The following is a 16,662-nucleotide window of genomic DNA, read 5'->3' on the forward strand; positions in this document are numbered from 1 at the left end:
GGAGTCCAAGTTCGAACCCCGTCAGCGCAGGCCGTTACTTCTTAGGTTTCATCTGCGGACGATCTGCTTCTGCAGCCTCGCTCTCGGCCTTGAGATCAACAATCAGGGCTTCGAGCTCAGAAATATGCTCGGTGAATTCGTTGGGAAGCGGAACGGCTACCGTGTCGGCCGCTGGATTGTCATGGCTGTGAGTGTTTGCGCGGGTCATGCCCTCGTGGAATCGGATTGCCAATGCGTCAGGAAAGCGAACGTAGCGCAACAACTGGGTCTGGATGACATCAGTTCCACGTCGCACGATATCCCGGAAGATCACTTCCTCCACCACGCGCTCATAAGTGTCGCGCAGTCGGCCATAGAGGTTCTTCACCTGATATTCATATTCCGCCGGGCTCGCAGCATGCAGCTTGGGCAGTGGTGCGGCGTCATTTTTCAATCGGCTGATGCGCTTGGCGACGTTTTGCCCCTTCCACGGCATCCCTGCCGTGTCCACTTTGCCAGCGGCAGACTTGTCGCTGAACAGTGCCACCGTCACAGGCTCGATGCCCACTTCGTCAGCGGCGCGGGACAGCTCGTTAAAGAAGACAATATCGTGGGTAAACACGACTACCTGTCGCCGAGATGCCTCCTCCGCGATCCGCTCGGCCACCTTGGCGCTTCTGTCGCGATCGAGGGACGACACGGGATCGTCTATCACAATCGGTCCTGAACCGTCGGTCAAGGCGACTTCGGTGAGGAACCCAGCAAGAGCCAATGCACGCTGCTCACCCTCGCTCAGGATTTCCGACGTCACCTTGGTCAGCTTGGTCCTGGGATCAACCTCGAATTCCGCCTTGGTCTGACCGCTCTTGCGTGCCAAACCGACGTTGAGATGCATGATATCGAAGCGTGCGCGTTCGGCATCAAAGCGTGTGACAACCGCAGTGGTCAGATGAGCGTCCACAAGCTCATTCGCGCGCTGCGTAATCCCCCGGGTCTGAACGTTGGCGAGAGCCTTCGTGTAGCCATCATCAACGACGAGCAAGTTCCGCCGGGTGGTGAGCAGCAACTTATTGGCCGCCAAGAGTTTCCGATCCTCGAGCTCTGCTTTCTCGGCCACGAGCTTGGCCCGCTCTTCGCTATTGCCAGCCTGCGCCAGCCCATCCTTTTCGGCTTTCAGTCTGAGCGCGAAAACCTTCAGATCGTCGATCGGCACGACGAGGGGAGGAACCATCCCGTTTTCTTCGCCCCCCTGTTTCGCGAGCGCTTCTTCCCGCCGTATAACCGCTGATGTCCGGAGGTTCGCGAGCGCATCAGCCAGCGCCTCATCGCGCTTTCGGACCTGTTCGATGCGGTCGGCAAAGTCAGAGGCGCGAAGACATATCAGCTCGTGAACACCTCTCAGTGCATCTTCGACCGCTTGCTCCGCCTTCCTGGCCGCGGCATCAAGGATGTCGTCCATGTACTTCTGAAATCGCTGCATGCGAGCAGCACCTTCCGGCAAAAGCGACTGCTGGCACAACACGCATGCCGCGGCCCCACCATCTGCCATCAGAACCGGGAACGTCTTCTCTTTGTAGGCTTCCGTCACCGAGTAGTCACGCGCCGCAGCCCAAAGCGACCGCCAGGCATCACCACCGACACCTAACAGGGGCTCGTCGGTGAACAACGCGCCGGCGGCCACCGTGGCCGCCTGGCGTGCCGCAGCTGCTGTTGAGCGGAGTTTTCGAAGTTTTTCCAACGCGCCATCCGTGAATGCCGATCCAACGGCCTCGGATTCGAGCAGGAGGGCGTCTGTCCATTTCGAAAGCGCATTGACGTCAGCGGCGGCGGCAGCACCTGCGGAAAGGGCAGCGGTGAGTTCTTCGATACGCTGCTCATCGGCATTGCTGAACGACGTTGCTGACTCAATCTGGGCGTCGGTTGTCAACTTGTTCAGCTGCTTGTCAAAGAGCTGAGCCTTACAATTGCGCTGAGCGGCGAAAACGATCGAGGTCAGGCCTACCTTGTTGCCGACTGCTACCGCCCGTTCTGCCTCCAGTTTCTCCTTCAGGGTGATGCAGATGGCGTTCAGCCGATGCGGAAGGGCCAGTCCGAAGGGTAGAAAGCGGATTTGATTTCCGCCATCGACGTAAAGTTGTGCGGATGCCGTATCGAAGACCGCAACCTGCATGAGCTGCGGCGATGCCGCCTTACCGGGCGACCAAGGAATTACCACCTCACCATCGCCGGCATTGACCACGATTTCGGCCGTCTGCGGACCGGGCGTGCCGCCATAGACGTCAGCAAGAACCTTGAGCTTGACCGGATTCTCAACGCGCGTACGACAAGCTGTGCGCAGGATCCTTACGAAACCGCTCTTGCCGCTTCCGTTTCGGCCATAGACGATCGTCAGAGCCTTGGGGCAGAAGGCGAGAGATGCCTTGGGCACCAGCCGATTCACGTTCTCGACATTGGCGATGCGCGTCAAGACGATCGGCTGATGCTCCCCGTTTCCAAAATGAGCTTTCGTGAACGGTATGGCAGGTTGCGGCCCAGCCGCGAGTTTGAAGCCGGCCGCGGACTTGACCATAGCCAGCAGAGCGTCAATGTCAGCATCTATAAGCTCATTGCTGATCGCCAGTCGGCGAAGGGCATCCTGCTTCCAAGATGAGAGCGTCTGCGACCATTCCATAACGTCATCAATCGGCGCCCCCGCCATCATACTTCCCCCGATAACATCGTTTGCTCATTCCTATTCGCTCTGAACGATATGCTGCTTGGCCCTGGCGATTGCCTCGTCCAAGCGTGCACGTGAGATCGCCGCAAGACGTTCTACCCCAAGCAGACGAGCTAGATCGCGTGCGGGATCGTGCATGTCCAGAAGATCGGGGTTGCCAATCACCATCGAGGCAAGTTCAGCCAGCGGTATATCGGCAATCGAACGTCGCGCTTCCTCATCGACCGGTTGACGATATGGCAGGAGGTCCAAGACCTTGCCCTTTTTCCAGATGAACTCGCCGCTCGACTCTTGTGTCCTGTCCAGATCCCGCAAATGAAGGTCGATCCTCTCGCGGATGCGTCCACCGGTGCGGAGCCAACCATGGACCCGAGCAATCCGTTGGGCGAGGACATCTGTTCGCAATGGACTTTCAGTTTCGATGACGGTTTCTATCATGCCATGCAGCGTGGCTCGGTAGCCAAATTTGAAGAACTGTTCGGGGTCTGCGCGGAAACCGGTGAGATCGGCCACTGCGTAACGCCCTTCCGCGGCGCCGATGGCATGCTGGCCGGTCGTCGTTGATGGTGGGGTTCCCTCAGAGTGGCTGGAAGCCGCGGGAATGTTCACCGATACGAGTTCGGTTTCGGCAACCGTCCACGGCAGTGGAGGCTCTTCGATCGGCCTCGCGTGGTCTTGCGCACTCTCGTCGATCGGGTTGACCTGGCGCCCCATGTCCCAGTGAGACTCAGTCTTCGGTTCTTCGGTCGCGCGTTTCGCCCGGCCCTCCTCCAGCAGGGTTTCCAGGCTGGTGTGCAACCGTTCGGCGCATCCGTTGGCGTCGAACCACCAATCCGTTGACCAGACGCGCAGGATGTTCCAGCCCAGCCCCTTCAGCACTTGTTCGCGAATCTTGTCGCGATCTCTTGCCGTTGACGACCGGTGATAGGTCGCACCATCGCATTCCACCCCAGCAAGGTAGGCGCCAGCCAAATCCGGGTTCTGGATCGCGAGATCGATGCGGAAGCCGGAAATCCCGACTTGCGGGACGACAACCCATCCTCTTCGTTCCAACTGCGTGGCCACGGCTTCCTCGAAGGGAGAATCGAAACCTCCGACAGAGCCAATGTCCTGGGCCGGCAGCGCGATAGCGCCTCTCTCGGCATAATCAAGGTACGTCTTGAGATGCTGAACGCCGAGCGCCTTGCTTCTGGCCGGGTCGATCTGGTCTGCCGTGAAACCGGAGAAGACGATGAGTTCCTGACGCGCGCGCGTCACGGCGACGTTGAGGCGACGCTCACCCCCATCGCGGTTCAGTGCCCCGAAATCCATTGGTGGGGGCTTTCCGGAGGCATCTTTCCAGAATGTGATCGAGAACAGGATGATATCCCTCTCGTCGCCTTGCACGTTCTCGAGATTCTTGACGATCGTTGGCTCGACGCGATCTTCGGCGAAGAACCATTCGAGCTCCGGGTGATCACGACGCGCTGCGTCAAGCAGATCCAGGATCAAGGACTGTTGCTGGGCATTGAAGGTAATCACGCCAAGCGTCGGCCGGCCGATTTCGGGGAGTTTTAGCCAGCTCTTCAGCCGCGCGACCGCTTCAGCCGTCACAGCTTCCGCCTCGATCCGGTTCGTACGGCTCTTGCCACGGTCATAGATGCCATTCGGCACCTTTCGCAGGCGCACCGCGCGATCCTCGACCGCTGGCGACGGAAATGTCACCAGCCGGTTCTGATAGTAGTGATGGTTCGAGAAAGCGATCAGGGATTCGCTTCGGCTGCGGTAATGCCACCTCAGGTCGCGCACCGGAATGCCGGACGCCCTTGCCTCGTCCAGGATGCTTTCCAGGTCCTTCTCGTGGTCGGCGACCTCCTGCTCATCCTCGTTGCGTCCGAAGAAATTGGTCGGTGGCAGCTGCTTGGGATCGCCCACGATGATTGTCTGACGCGCCCTGGCAATGGCGCCGACCGCGTCCCAAGTGGTAATCTGCGAAGCCTCGTCGAAGATCACCACGTCAAACAGAGCCTGGTTCGAAGGAAGATACTGGGCAATGGAGAGCGGCGACATCAACATGCAGGGCGCAAGCTTGGAAAAGCACTCCGGCATCTTGCCGATCATGTCTCGGATCGACTGGCTCGGCCGCTGAAGCTCCATCTGGTGACGCAGCAGGCCCAGTTCCGAGTTGCGAGAGACACCCTGGACTGCCGGCAGGCCATGCGCGATCGAACTGATGACACGCTGCGTGGCGTGCGACCGCACCAGATCGTCGATCTCACGGAACTCCTTGATGGCGTTCTCGTGTTGAAACCTGCGGAAGTTTCGCAAGACAAGGTCTTCATCAAGGACCTTCGGGAGCCACCATCGCGCATAGCCTACCCGAAACGCCGAACGCGCATGCTCGGGGCGGATTGCTCCCGTCTCGATCTGCTCGACCAGAGGGGCAAGGTTGTGGCGGATTGCCCTGCTCCGGGCCCCACACCATGCCGACCAGTCGCGCAACAGATTTCGCGCGCCTATCAGAGCACCGAGCTTCGTCTTGAGTGCAGCAAGACTGGCGCCGTCACCGCTGTCGGGAGTGTCGCGCCCGGCAATCTCACCGAACACCCGACGCGCGACCTCGAGACTTTTCGTGGCAGCGAGAAGCCGGTCTCCTGCCTGGCGTACCCTGTCATTTTCCAGCGTGCCGCGAAGGCTCGGCGCAACAGAACGCAACACGGATCGTATTTCCTCTTGTGAGCACCCGGGAATACGCAGGGCACCGCGAAGGCGTTGGGCGAGTTCCAGGATGTCCGTCACTGCCTTGACATCCGTGGCCAGGCCCTCGAGCCGTAGCGGCTTCCCAGCCAACAGGTTTTGGTCGATGGCGAAGAGAGCCTGCTTCATGCGCTGCAGCGGCGACAGGTCGCGGCCGGGGTCTGCGGTGCCAAGGTCGGCATAACCCTGCAGAAGCTTCTGGACCTTGCGCCTGCCAAGCATGGAGTTCGGCCAGAACGATGCCTTCGCTTCGCGCCATTGGCGGTCCAGACCGTCGGGATCCAGCTCGCGAACCCGATCAACGCCATAGGTAGCGGCAAGGCCGCGCTCAGCGTCGCGATAGGTTTCGATCGAACGTCCCAGATCCACGAGGGCGGTCCTGCACTGAGCGAAGTCCCGGTCGAAGGCAATTGAGATGTCGCGACCTCGGCTTTGGCTCAGGACCTCCGCCAGGCTTGCAAGGCAATTGAGTACTGCGTGCGACACCGGCTCTTTGGCGCCGAGGCCCAGACTGGCGAGGTAGTCCCTGATCGAGCTCATCAAAAGTTCGATTGCAGTCTGAAGCGATTTCGCCGCGGAAAGCAGGTTTTCTTGCCAACCGATGCTCCACTCGCCAACATCGATCAGGTCGAGTGCCGGCTCGCGGTCGACCGAAGCAAAGACAAGGCCGACTTCTGCGGCAAGCTCTTCCAGATCAAAGAGTGTTTGCGCGTCGTGCGTATCGCGCGCCTGCCATGTGAGCACAGGCGCAGGCTCATCTGCCGATCTAAGGGCGATCCCCAATGCCAGATAGGGTGTCCAGCCATTTGCGTAGCGTTGGTGAAGCGCCTCGACATAGGCATTCAATTCGTCGCGCCTCACCCGCAGCCGCTCATTGATGGCGACCCATTCGGACGCGTCCGCCCGCCCACCATGCTCCCAGGACGATTTCAACTGCGCGAGAAAATGCCTGCGGTCGGCCTTGTTCGAATGCAGCTCGATACAGTGATTTCCCAGGCCATGTTCCCGCAGCCGGCGATAGACGACGTCGAGAGCGGCCGTCTTCTCGGCCACGAAAAGGACGGTCTTGCCCACACCCAGGCAGTTGGCGATCATGTTTGCGATGGTCTGGCTCTTGCCCGTTCCCGGGGGGCCCACGATGACGAAGTCATGGCCCTCGGCAGCCGCGAGACTTGCGGCCGTCTGCGATGAATCCAACGGCAGAAGGCTTATGATGCTTGAGGGCGCATAGGCGCGATCCAAGTCACTTTCTTCTCGAAACGGCGACTGTCCATCTGCTGCCTGAAAGGCCTGCTCCGGTGTGTCGATGAGGTGGCGCACGACCCTGTTTTGGCGCAGCGCCTCGGTACGCTCGACCAGATCCTTCCACATGAGGAATTTTGCGAAGGAAAAGGTTGATAGCGCGGTTTCGTCGATCACCTCCATCCCGGGAACGTCACGCACCGCCTGGCGCATCATGGTGAGGACCCGCGGCACATCAATGCCATTGTCGTCCAGCGGCAGATCGCCGCCAAACTGCGGAAGGCGCAGATCAAAGTCCCGCTCCAGAAATTGAAGAAGCGTTGCGTTGAAACGGGGCTCGTCCTCATGGAAGCGGATCGTGAAGCGCGAAGTCGCACTGCGGCGCTCAAGCCGTGCCGGCACAAGAAGCAGTGGTGCCCGATAGCTGCGTTCATCGTCCGGCTTCTTTTTCCAGCGCAGGAAGCCCACGGCGAGGAATAAGGTATTTGCCCCTCCCTCGGCGAAATCGTTACGGACCTGTCGATGCAGGTCGATCAGCCTGGCGTCCAACTGACGGGCGTCCAGCGTCGAGGGCAGCTCGTCCCTGAGCAGAGCCTCCGCCGCGAAACCGCGCTGAAGGTCGCGTCCGTGAACGTCGCGGTAAAGCACCTCGTCGCGCTCACCCAACGGATTCTGTTCGGGCAGGGATATGAGACGGATAGCGACACCGTTTGCCAGCCGATCCTCCAGATAGGCCACATCGGTGCACAGAAACGGGATCGTCTTCTTCGAATCCGGGAGATTGAGGAGCCGGTTTCGCAGCGTCAGGTCGAGCAGCTTTTTCTGCCAGCGCTCGATACGGCCAGCGGCACTGGTCGGCTTTACCTCGATAGTCTCGGCTGGCAGTTCGCCAATGGCCGGGGCAGGGGGAAGTGGTAGAACGGCGGCGACCTCGGCCTCATCCTCGACGACATTGCGACGGATCGGCTCGTGTGAAGCGAGCGGCGTTATGCCGCCGCTGCGAGAGCGGCGTACGTCTATAGCCGCCACGAAGACGTGTGCCTGGTCCTCCGCCAGACGGTTGCTCAACGCACTTTGCGCGCCGTCGAGCGTGAGCGCAGGTCGATGGGTGACGCCAGTTGTCTCGAAAGCGATGAATTCGCGGGACGCCAATGCCTTGCGGACCTCCATCTGATCCGTCTCGATGGCATTGCCGAAGGTTCTCTTGGCCAGCCAGACGCCGACCGCTGCATGCCCATCGAACATCAAGACGACCGGGTGCAAGCCGGCGGCCTCCAGGGCAGCGGCAAACAGGAGGGTGGTGTCGAGGCAAGTCGCGAGGCACTCCTGCGCGATCGTCGTCGGACGCCTGATCTTCTGGCCGCGACTCTCAAAGCTGGCCGGCGGCTCCGCATAGTGCAATCCCATGCCGGCGATCGCCGAATAGATGGCCGCCGTCAGCATGTATGTCCGCTGGGGACTTTGGGACTGATATCCGTCCAAGCTACTCGGGTGACCATGTGCGGCAAGACGTTCCGCTGCGGCCCGCAGAATCTGCGCCACGCCCGGATCATTCGGCATGGCGAATGCCGGCAGCAGTTGAGCCATGTCCGCGACGCCACCCCACTCGTCGCGAGCGAGCAGTCTGACTGTCAGACGTCTTTCATCGAGAATCTTTCCCCCCGAGCTGAGGCGAAGCGTGATCTCACCGCGTTCGGCCTCGTTCAAGCCGGCGAGATAACCGGCATCGAGCTCAACCTTGCGGTCGCTTAACTGAAGGCTGTCACCAGGGATGAGCCGATCGACCGTCCATGTCTTCGGCCGCAGGAACGACGGTGACGATGTCAACTCAACGCGGCAGTTTTCAAAATGAAAGGTCGAGTTGTTCTCAATTCGTATCGAGCGGATGACCGGTATCGCATTCTGATAGGACCCATACGTAAAGCTGGGAGCGACATCGGCAACGATGCAGGGCGCAGCAGAAATATCGGATGCGGCACTGTCAATTGTTGCGTACTGAGAACTATCGTGTGATTCCATTGATGCAGCACCCCCCTTGAGAGAATAGCGGCTTTTTGTCCTTTGAAGAAGGCTCTTGTCGTGTTTTTGGATGTCTTATCAGAACAAGAAGCTCTCAGTCCGATAGTTTAGAGTACAGATAATTTTTGGAGTGAGCTGACCGCAGCATTTCCCGGCGAAACTCATCAAGGCCCGATCACGCCGTTCCAGGGCCATAAAGAGAGTTGCCGAATGCCGTTGAGCTTTGCTAACCGGGTATGAGGGGTAGCGAAGCCGGGCCAGCAACGCCTGAATGAAGAGTCGCCTGAACTCAGCCCGCTGAGACCGGGTGCCGAAGAATTCTCGTCGAACCACATCCCTTGTTCGGGACCGGAGATCGCCCAGTGGCATTTCGCTTCATCCATACGGCCGATATCCATCTCGACTCGCCGCTGCGCTCGCTGGCGATGCGAAACCCCGATCTTGCCGAACTGGTGGGAGACGCCAGTCGTCAGGCGTTTGTCTCCATCGTCGACCTTTGCCTTGCCGAGCGTGTCGATGCCCTCGTCATTGCCGGCGATCTTTACGACGGCGATCAGACGTCGATGAAAACGGCACGCTTTCTGGCGTTGCAGATTACCCGGCTCCACCAGGCCGGTGTCAGGGTCTTCATGATCCGAGGAAATCACGACGCCATGTCGCGGATTACGAAACAGCTCGTGTTTCCCGATACCGTGACGATCTTCGGTGGCCGTGCCCAACCGGTGCTGCAATCAGCCGGAGGTCTGGACGTCATGGTCCATGGCTTGAGCTTCGCAAACCCAAAGGCGCCAGAGTGCCTGCTGCCCAAATATACGGCTCCCCGCGAAGGGGCGGTCAATGTCGGGATCATGCACACCAGTCTGGCAGGATCCCCCGGTCATGACGTCTACGCCCCCTGCAGCGTTGCCGACTTGCACGGCCACGGTTTCGACTATTGGGCGCTGGGGCACATTCATGTTCGGAAAGTCCATCCCGGCGCGAGCACGGTGGTGATGCCGGGAATGCCACAAGGCAGGGACATCAATGAGGCTGGAGAGAAATCCGTCAGCCTGGTAACGATAAGCGATGACCGGACCGTCACGATTGAAGAGAGGCTGACCAGTGTCGCGCAATTCGAGCGGATGAATGTTGATCTAACCGGGACGCTGGAATGGCCCGAGGCCGTCGGACGGATCCGGTCCGCGCTGGAGCAAACCCGGGCCGCCGTTCGATCCCGCCATGCTGTGGTCCGCCTCGGCCTGACCGGTACGTCGCCGCTGTCCTGGAAAATAATCCGCGACAGGGATCTGCTGCTCGGGGAGGCTGAACAGGCTGCCGACCAGGTGGGTGATGCGTGGATCGAGAAGCTCGAGCTGGACCTGTCAACGCCTAACAGTGAGGCATCCGACGGCGTCGCCGATCCGGTTCTGGAGCTCGCGCAATCCATGCACACCGTTGCCAGGTCGGAAGCTTTCCGAGCGGAAGCCAAAGCCCTGGTTTTGAAAACCATCGCGGATCTTCCGCCGGACGCGCGCGACTTTGCCGGAAAGGACGAAGCCGCGCTGGACGTGTTCCTCGACGGGGCTCTCGCCCGTGGTGCCGGTCTGGTCACGGCCCGCCTCAAGGCAGGCGGGCAGCAATGAGACTACGGCGCCTCGACCTCATTCGCTACGGGAAGTTTACCGACAGGGCGCTCGACTTCGGGCCAAAGCCGGAGTCCGGACCCGATCTGCACATTGTGTTCGGCTTGAACGAGGCTGGAAAATCGACGGCACTTTCCGGTTATCTGGACCTGCTGTTTGGCATTGAGGAACGCAGCCGCTACAATTTCCTGCATGAGTATAGCGCCATGCGCGTCGGCGGCGTGCTCGAACTCGCCGGCGAAGAACGGACCTTCTCGCGTACGAAACAACGCAGCAACTCGCTGCACGATGCGGCCGGCCAGCCGGCAAGTGAAGTGGCGATATCGGCACATCTGGCAGGCCTGTCGCGCGAGGCCTACAGCACCATGTTCTCACTGGACGACGAGACGCTGGAAGCAGGCGGAAAATCGATCCTGGAATCGCGCGGAGACCTCGGCAAGCTGCTTTTTGCGGCCAGCGCCGGACTGGGGCACGCAAGTGACATCCTGAGCGCGCTCGAGGCGGAAGCAGACAGCCTCTATCGCAAGCAGGCACACGGAACCGAACTTGCGCTGCTCAAAAAGCGGTTTGCCGAACTGAAATCCCGCAAGGATGAAATCGACACGTTGGCCTCCACTTTCGAAACCTTGGAGGCGGAACGTGTCGAGGCCGCGGAAAAATACGATCGAAGCGTAGCCGAACGATCGGTGCTGTTGGCTCGACTGGAGACAATCGCGAAGTATCTGCGCGCGGCTCCCCTCGCGGCCGATACGCAGCGGAGGGCCGCTCGGCTTGCCGAATTGCCTGACCTGGCTTCGCCGCCCCGGACCTGGACGGGGAGTGTCGCCGAAATGATCGATCAGGACGCCAGCCTGCGAACGCGCCAATTGGCAAACGACGACGAAATGGAGAGACTAAGGGCGAGGATCGCGGCGATCGCCGTGGATGAGGCGATCCTCGCAATCTCCGAACAGGTTCGCGCACTGGCCGATCGCAAGGCACGATATGTGTCTGCTGGCCTGGACCTGCCTACCCGCAGGATGGAGCTTCAAATCCTCGACAACGCCGTGGCGAATTGCCTTGCCGCTCTGGGGAAATCCACGGAACAGGAGCCGGCCTCGCTTCTCCTGCCCGCTGCCATTGTCGGGTCTGTTCGCAATATGCTCGAACAGCGATCAGGAATAACCACCAGCGTCCGCGTCGCCCGCGATGAATCCGCGGCAGCCCTGGATGCGCTTCACACGGCAAGGCAACGGGTCGGTGAAGAACGGGCTGTGCCTGAGCCTGCCCGGGCAAGGCTGACGTCGGCGCTGTCCAAGGCGAGAGGAAGCGGGCATCTGAGCGAGATTAAGGCGGCTTGTGAGGCGGAAGACGCAAGTCAAAATCGTTGGCAGGCGGCGATCCGGCGACTGAAGCCGTGGGAGGGGAACGCCGAGACGCTCTGTGCGATGTCAGTTCCGAGCGCCAGCAAGATCGCGGCCTGGAAGACACTTTCGGCAGAGCACCAGAGGAACAAAGCCATCCTTTCCCAACGTCTGGCGGAGCAGGAACAAACGCATGCTTCGCTGCTGGCACGATTGGAAACCATCCGGTCCTCGGTCGATGTGGCGGATGATGAAGCGGCAATGGCTGTCCGACGCAAGAGGGACGAGGCTTGGAAAGGACATCGAGAAAAGCTGCTCGCCGAGACGGCAGACATTTTCGAGGCGGCGTTGGCTCGTGACGACGGTGTTGCAGCGATACGTCTGGTCCATGCGCGCGAACTCGCTGAAATCCGAACAACACAACGTAGCCTTGCTGAGAGCGCCGCTGTCATCACGCGCACGGCTGATCAACTAGGGCAGTTCGCCTCCAGTGGGGAAGCGGCAGTCTCGGAAATCATCGCCGCAGCGACAGACTTGCTTGGCGCATGCCAGGAACCCTCGCTTGAGCTTTTGATCGGGCTGATCGAGGAGCGTAGTTCCGCCCGCGCCGATGCACTCTCGGCCTGGGACGAGATCCTGGTCGCGCGCAAGAAGCTTGAGCGGGCAACTGACGACGGGAATCTCATACGCCTTGAGGTGAGCGCGGCCCTCGAAAGCGTCGGGATACAGCCGAACGAGAGGCTGGAAGTCATGGTGGCCGTCGCGGAACGGTTTCTCGACAGGCAAGCCAAGGTGGACGCCGAACGCGCGGAGGCGGTGAGGACCGTAAGCGCGAGGGAGGAAGAACTGGCAGTCAGGCGACGCGCCCTGGAGGTGGCGGAAAGGCGCGAGGAGGAATGGGTGGCCGACGTCACCGAAGCACTCAAGGGAACCTGGCTGGAAAGAGGGATTTCCGTGCCTGGCGTCGGCGGCGTACTCGATCAGTTGGCTGAGCTGTCAAAGGCTATTCAGGACCGGGACGCCATGCGGCTGCGTATTGCGAAGATGGAGGCAGACAGAAGCATTTTCATCGAGGAGATTACCGCTGCCGCGGCACTAATGGCTGAACCGGCGAACGACGAGGACCCGGAACAGTTGGCCATCAGGCTTGCCGAGCGCCTGGAGCGCGCCGATCGCGCCCGTGAGGCAAAGCTGAGTCTCCTCAATGACCTGCAGCGCCTGCAAGATGTTCGTGACGCTCTCGATCTGGAAGTCGCGGTTCATGAACGACGCAAGCGAGATGTTTTGGGCGCCTTCGGCGTGGCCACCTTGGCGCAAGTCGTTGAGCGCGACGAGCTGCTCAAGGAAAGGGACCGCTTGCGTGCCACCGTCACCGATCTCGAGGAACAGCTGTTGGCTGAACTCACGGTGGACACGATCGAGCAGGCCCATTCGATCCTGGATGGCCTCGATTCGCATATCCTTGCGATCGAGAAGGCCGACAGCGAGCGGCGGCTTGGCGATCTTGACGAACTGATACAGCACCAGCTCATCCGGCGGACCCGCGCGGCCGACAAGCTGGATGCCATTGGCGGCGACAGCGCGGTTGCCCGAATAGACGCGGAGCGTCGCACCGTGCTTCTGGAAATCGAGGAGAAGGCGGTTCGGTATATCGAGTTGAAGTTGGGAGCAATGTCGGCCTCAAACGCCCTGAGGGTCTATCGTGAGCAACATCGTTCCGGGATGATGGTGCGGGCATCGGATGCCTTCGCGCTCATCACACGCTGTCAATACACGGGCTTGGCGACCCAACCGGCAAAAGGTGGTGAAGTCCTCATCGCCATGCAACGCGACGGGCAGTCCAAGGTCGCAGACGCCCTGTCGAAGGGCGCTCGGTTTCAGCTCTACCTCGCCCTGAGGCTCGCAGGCTACTACGAGTTTGCGCGGCTTAGACCTTCTGTGCCCTTTATCGCCGATGATATCATGGAGACCTTCGACCACGTCCGATCCGAGGAGGTTTTCAAGCTGTTTGGTCAGATGGCATGTGCGGGCCAGGTGATCTACCTCACGCATCACCAACACCTGTGCGAGATCGCCAAGGCCGTTATTCCCAGCGTGACGATCCATGAGCTCGGATAGGTGTGCACGCTTTGCGTTGGTGCAAACGATCGCCTTGGACTCGATCCAAGCGTCCACGCCCATGTCATGGGCAATTTGAATCAGACACCTGCGGGGAATGTTCCTCAACTCGCTCGGAAAACTCAGGCGGGAAACAGAAACGCCGCCGCCGGGTCGAAAAACACCTGCCGGCTGCAGGGCGACACATCCTGCGACGGCATGGCGGCCGAGGTCGGCCTGATGTCGACCCCCTCGCCGGCGGCGGTGCGCGCGACGATGCGCCGCCGTTCGCCATAGAAGGCGACATCGACAATCTCGACGTTGAGCTCTGCGCTCGCCGGGCTCCGTTCCATGCCAAACGCCTCCGGCCGGATCATCAGCCTGGTTTTCTGGCCGTTGCCAAACGTGCCGTTGGCTCTGACGCCGGAGATGACAGAGCCGTCGGCCAGCCGGATCGTTGCCGTGCCGTCGGTGGTGTCGAGATGTTCGGCGGCAAGAAAATTCGAATTGCCGATGAAGCCGGCGACGAAATCGGTCGCCGGCCTCAGATAAAGGTCTTCGCCGCTGCCGGTCTGCTCAATGCGACCGTCCCGGAACAGGGCGATCCGGTCCGACAGATGCAGCGCTTCCTCCTGGTCGTGGGTGACGTAGAGGATGGTGACGCCGGTCTCGCGATGGATGCGGCGGATCTCGCCCTGGATTTCCTCGCGCAACTTCTTGTCGAGCGCCGACAGTGGTTCGTCCATCAAAAGGATCGGCGGATCGTAGGCCAGCGCCCTGGCCAGTGCGACGCGCTGCTGCTGGCCGCCCGACAGCGCGCCCGGCAAGCGCGTGGCGAAGCTTTCGAGCCGCACCAGCGCCAGCATGTCGGCGACCTTCTTCTTCACCTCGGCTTCCGGCCGGCGGCGAACCCGAAGCGGAAAGGCGACGTTCTCGGCCACCGTCAGATGCGGAAAGAGCGTGTAGCGCTGGAAGACCATGCCGATGTTGCGCTTGTGCGAGGGCACGGCGAGCAGCGACTTTCCTTCCAGCTGCACATCGCCGGAACTCGGATCCTGGAAGCCGGCAATCGCGTAGAGCGTCGTCGATTTTCCCGAACCCGAAGGCCCGAGGAAGGTCAGGAACTCGCCTTTGGGGATCTCGAGGGTGACGTCGTGCACGGCGGTGATCGCCCCGAACGCCTTGCGCAGATTGCGGATGGAGAGGAAGGGCTGGGTCATGTGCGGACCTTTCGCTGCAGCAGCGCCGTCACCACCATCAGGGCAAGCGTCAGCCCGACGAGCAGACTGGAGGCGGCGGCGATCACCGGGCTCAAATCCGACCGCAAACTGCCCCAGATCTTGACGGGCAAGGTCTGCAAGCTGGGGCTGGCCATGAAGATCGCCACCACGACTTCGTCCCACGAGGCGAGGAAGGAAAAGATCGCGGCGGAGAAGATGCCGATCCGGATCGACGGCAAGGTGATCCTGAGCCTGGCCTCGAGCGGGCTGGCGCCGCAGACGATCGCCGCGTCCTCGATCGACTTGTCGAAGCCTTCGAGCGCGGTGGCGATCGGGATGATGGCGAAGGGCAGCGCCAAAACGGTGTGGGCGATGACGAAGCCGATGCTGGTGCCGCCGAGGCCAAGGCGAAGGAAGAAGGCATAGATGGCGATGGCGAAGACGACAACGGGCAGCACCATCGGCGTCAGCAGCAGGCCGCGCAGGATCTCACGCCCGGCAAACTGTCCGCGAACCAGGGCAAAGGAGGCGAGCAGGCCGATCGCGACCGCCAGCATCGCCGTCATGGTGGCGATCTTGGCGCTGGTCAGCGCCGCATCGAGCCAGGCCGGATCGGCAAAAAGCTCCTGGTACCATTTGAGCGTCCAGCCGGGCGGCGGGAAGGCCAGCCAGCGCGACGAGCCGAACGAGAGCAGGACGATGAAGACGACCGGCAACAGGAGAAAGCCGGCGACCAGAGCGGTGAAGCCGAGCAGGGCAATCTTCAGCCATCCCATGCGGTCATAGTCGAGCAGCATCTCAGATGCCTCCGCTCATGCGCCTGGCGCCGACGAGGCGCAGCTGCAGCGCGTAGAGCGCCATGGTGACGACAAGCAGGATGAAGGCCGCGGCGCTGCCGAGCCCCCAGTTGAGCAGCGACTGGATCATCTGCGCGATCATTTCGGCGAGCATCATGTTCGACGTACCGCCGAGCAGTGCCGGGGTGACGAAGTAGCCGAGCGACATGACGAAGACCATCAGGCCGCCGGCCGCCACGCCAGGCAGCGACAGCGGCAAAAGGATGCGGCGGAATGCCTGGAAGGGGCTGGCGCCGCACAGTGCCGCCGCGCGCAGCGTCATCGGATCGATCGCCCGCAGCGTGCCGACCAGCGGCAGGATCATGAAGGGCAGCATGATGTAGACCATGCCGATGGTGACGCCGGTGAGATTGTTAATGAGCGGCAGCGGCTGGTCGATGATCCCGGCGGCCATCAGCGTCCGGTTGATGACGCCGGTGCGCTGCAGCAGCACCATCCAGGCATAGGTGCGGGTCAAGAGATTGGTCCACATCGACAGGATGATGACGCCGAAGACGATCGAGGCCAGCGCCGAGGGCATGATCGCCAGCATCCAGGCAACCGGAAAGGCGACGAGGACGGTGACGATCGTGACCACCGACGCGACCAGGAAGGTGTTGAAGAAGACCCGCGCATAGGTGCCGTCGCCAAGCAGGGCCGCGTAGTTCTGCAGGCCGGGCTCGGGCTCCGTGACGCTGCGCAAAAGCAGGGCCAGGACCGGGACGACGAAGAACAGCACGATCAGGATCAGCGCCGGCAGCAGGCCGTTGAAGCCTGCCGGCATGCGGAATGTTGGTGGGCTCTGGCGTGTTTCGACCGACATGGCAGCGACCTGGGCTACGGGACGAGACG

7 protein-coding genes are annotated in these 16,662 nt (G+C 61.2%); 2 read left to right on the top strand and 5 right to left on the bottom strand.

The window, feature by feature from the left end; genetic code table 11:
• Positions 1-34: 34 nt before the first annotated feature.
• Both OHD58_RS27460 and OHD58_RS27465 read right to left on the bottom strand, forming a co-directional pair.
• On the bottom strand, positions 35-2,677 hold the full coding sequence (locus OHD58_RS27460) for an AAA family ATPase (protein ID WP_263806802.1): 2,643 nt from the start codon (positions 2,675-2,677) through the stop codon (positions 35-37).
• Between the two features lie 33 nt (positions 2,678-2,710).
• The gene (locus tag OHD58_RS27465) at positions 2,711-8,692 is read right to left on the bottom strand and encodes a DUF3320 domain-containing protein (RefSeq protein ID WP_263806803.1); all 5,982 of its coding nucleotides are present in this window, start codon (positions 8,690-8,692) and stop codon (positions 2,711-2,713) included.
• Between the two features lie 362 nt (positions 8,693-9,054).
• Between OHD58_RS27465 and OHD58_RS27470 the strand changes: the two genes are divergently transcribed.
• Positions 9,055-10,314 carry a metallophosphoesterase family protein gene (locus OHD58_RS27470; RefSeq protein WP_006205502.1) on the top strand — a complete coding sequence of 420 codons (1,260 nt, stop codon included), beginning with the start codon at positions 9,055-9,057 and terminating at the stop codon, positions 10,312-10,314.
• Positions 10,311-13,775, top strand: coding sequence for an AAA family ATPase (locus tag OHD58_RS27475; protein ID WP_006205503.1), 3,465 nt, complete (start codon positions 10,311-10,313; stop codon positions 13,773-13,775). Before OHD58_RS27470 ends, OHD58_RS27475 begins: the two co-directional genes overlap by 4 nt.
• Before the next feature lie 122 nt (positions 13,776-13,897).
• Here OHD58_RS27475 and OHD58_RS27480 read toward each other — a convergent pair whose 3' ends face one another.
• Genes OHD58_RS27480 through OHD58_RS27490 form a run of 3 tightly spaced genes read right to left on the bottom strand, consistent with a single transcriptional unit; the run spans position 13,898 to position 16,633 of the window.
• Positions 13,898-14,974: an ABC transporter ATP-binding protein gene (locus tag OHD58_RS27480; RefSeq protein ID WP_263806804.1), complete on the bottom strand. Its 1,077-nt coding sequence runs from the start codon at positions 14,972-14,974 to the stop codon at positions 13,898-13,900.
• Entirely contained in the window at positions 14,971-15,771 is an 801-nt protein-coding gene (locus tag OHD58_RS27485) for an ABC transporter permease (protein WP_263806805.1), read from the bottom strand. Before OHD58_RS27485 ends, OHD58_RS27480 begins: the two co-directional genes overlap by 4 nt.
• Position 15,772: 1 nt before the next feature.
• The gene (locus OHD58_RS27490) at positions 15,773-16,633 is read right to left on the bottom strand and encodes an ABC transporter permease (protein WP_263791420.1); all 861 of its coding nucleotides are present in this window, start codon (positions 16,631-16,633) and stop codon (positions 15,773-15,775) included.
• Positions 16,634-16,662 lie beyond the last annotated feature (29 nt).

This window comes from Mesorhizobium sp. ZC-5 (assembly GCF_025753855.1).
GTDB lineage: Bacteria > Pseudomonadota > Alphaproteobacteria > Rhizobiales > Rhizobiaceae > Neomesorhizobium.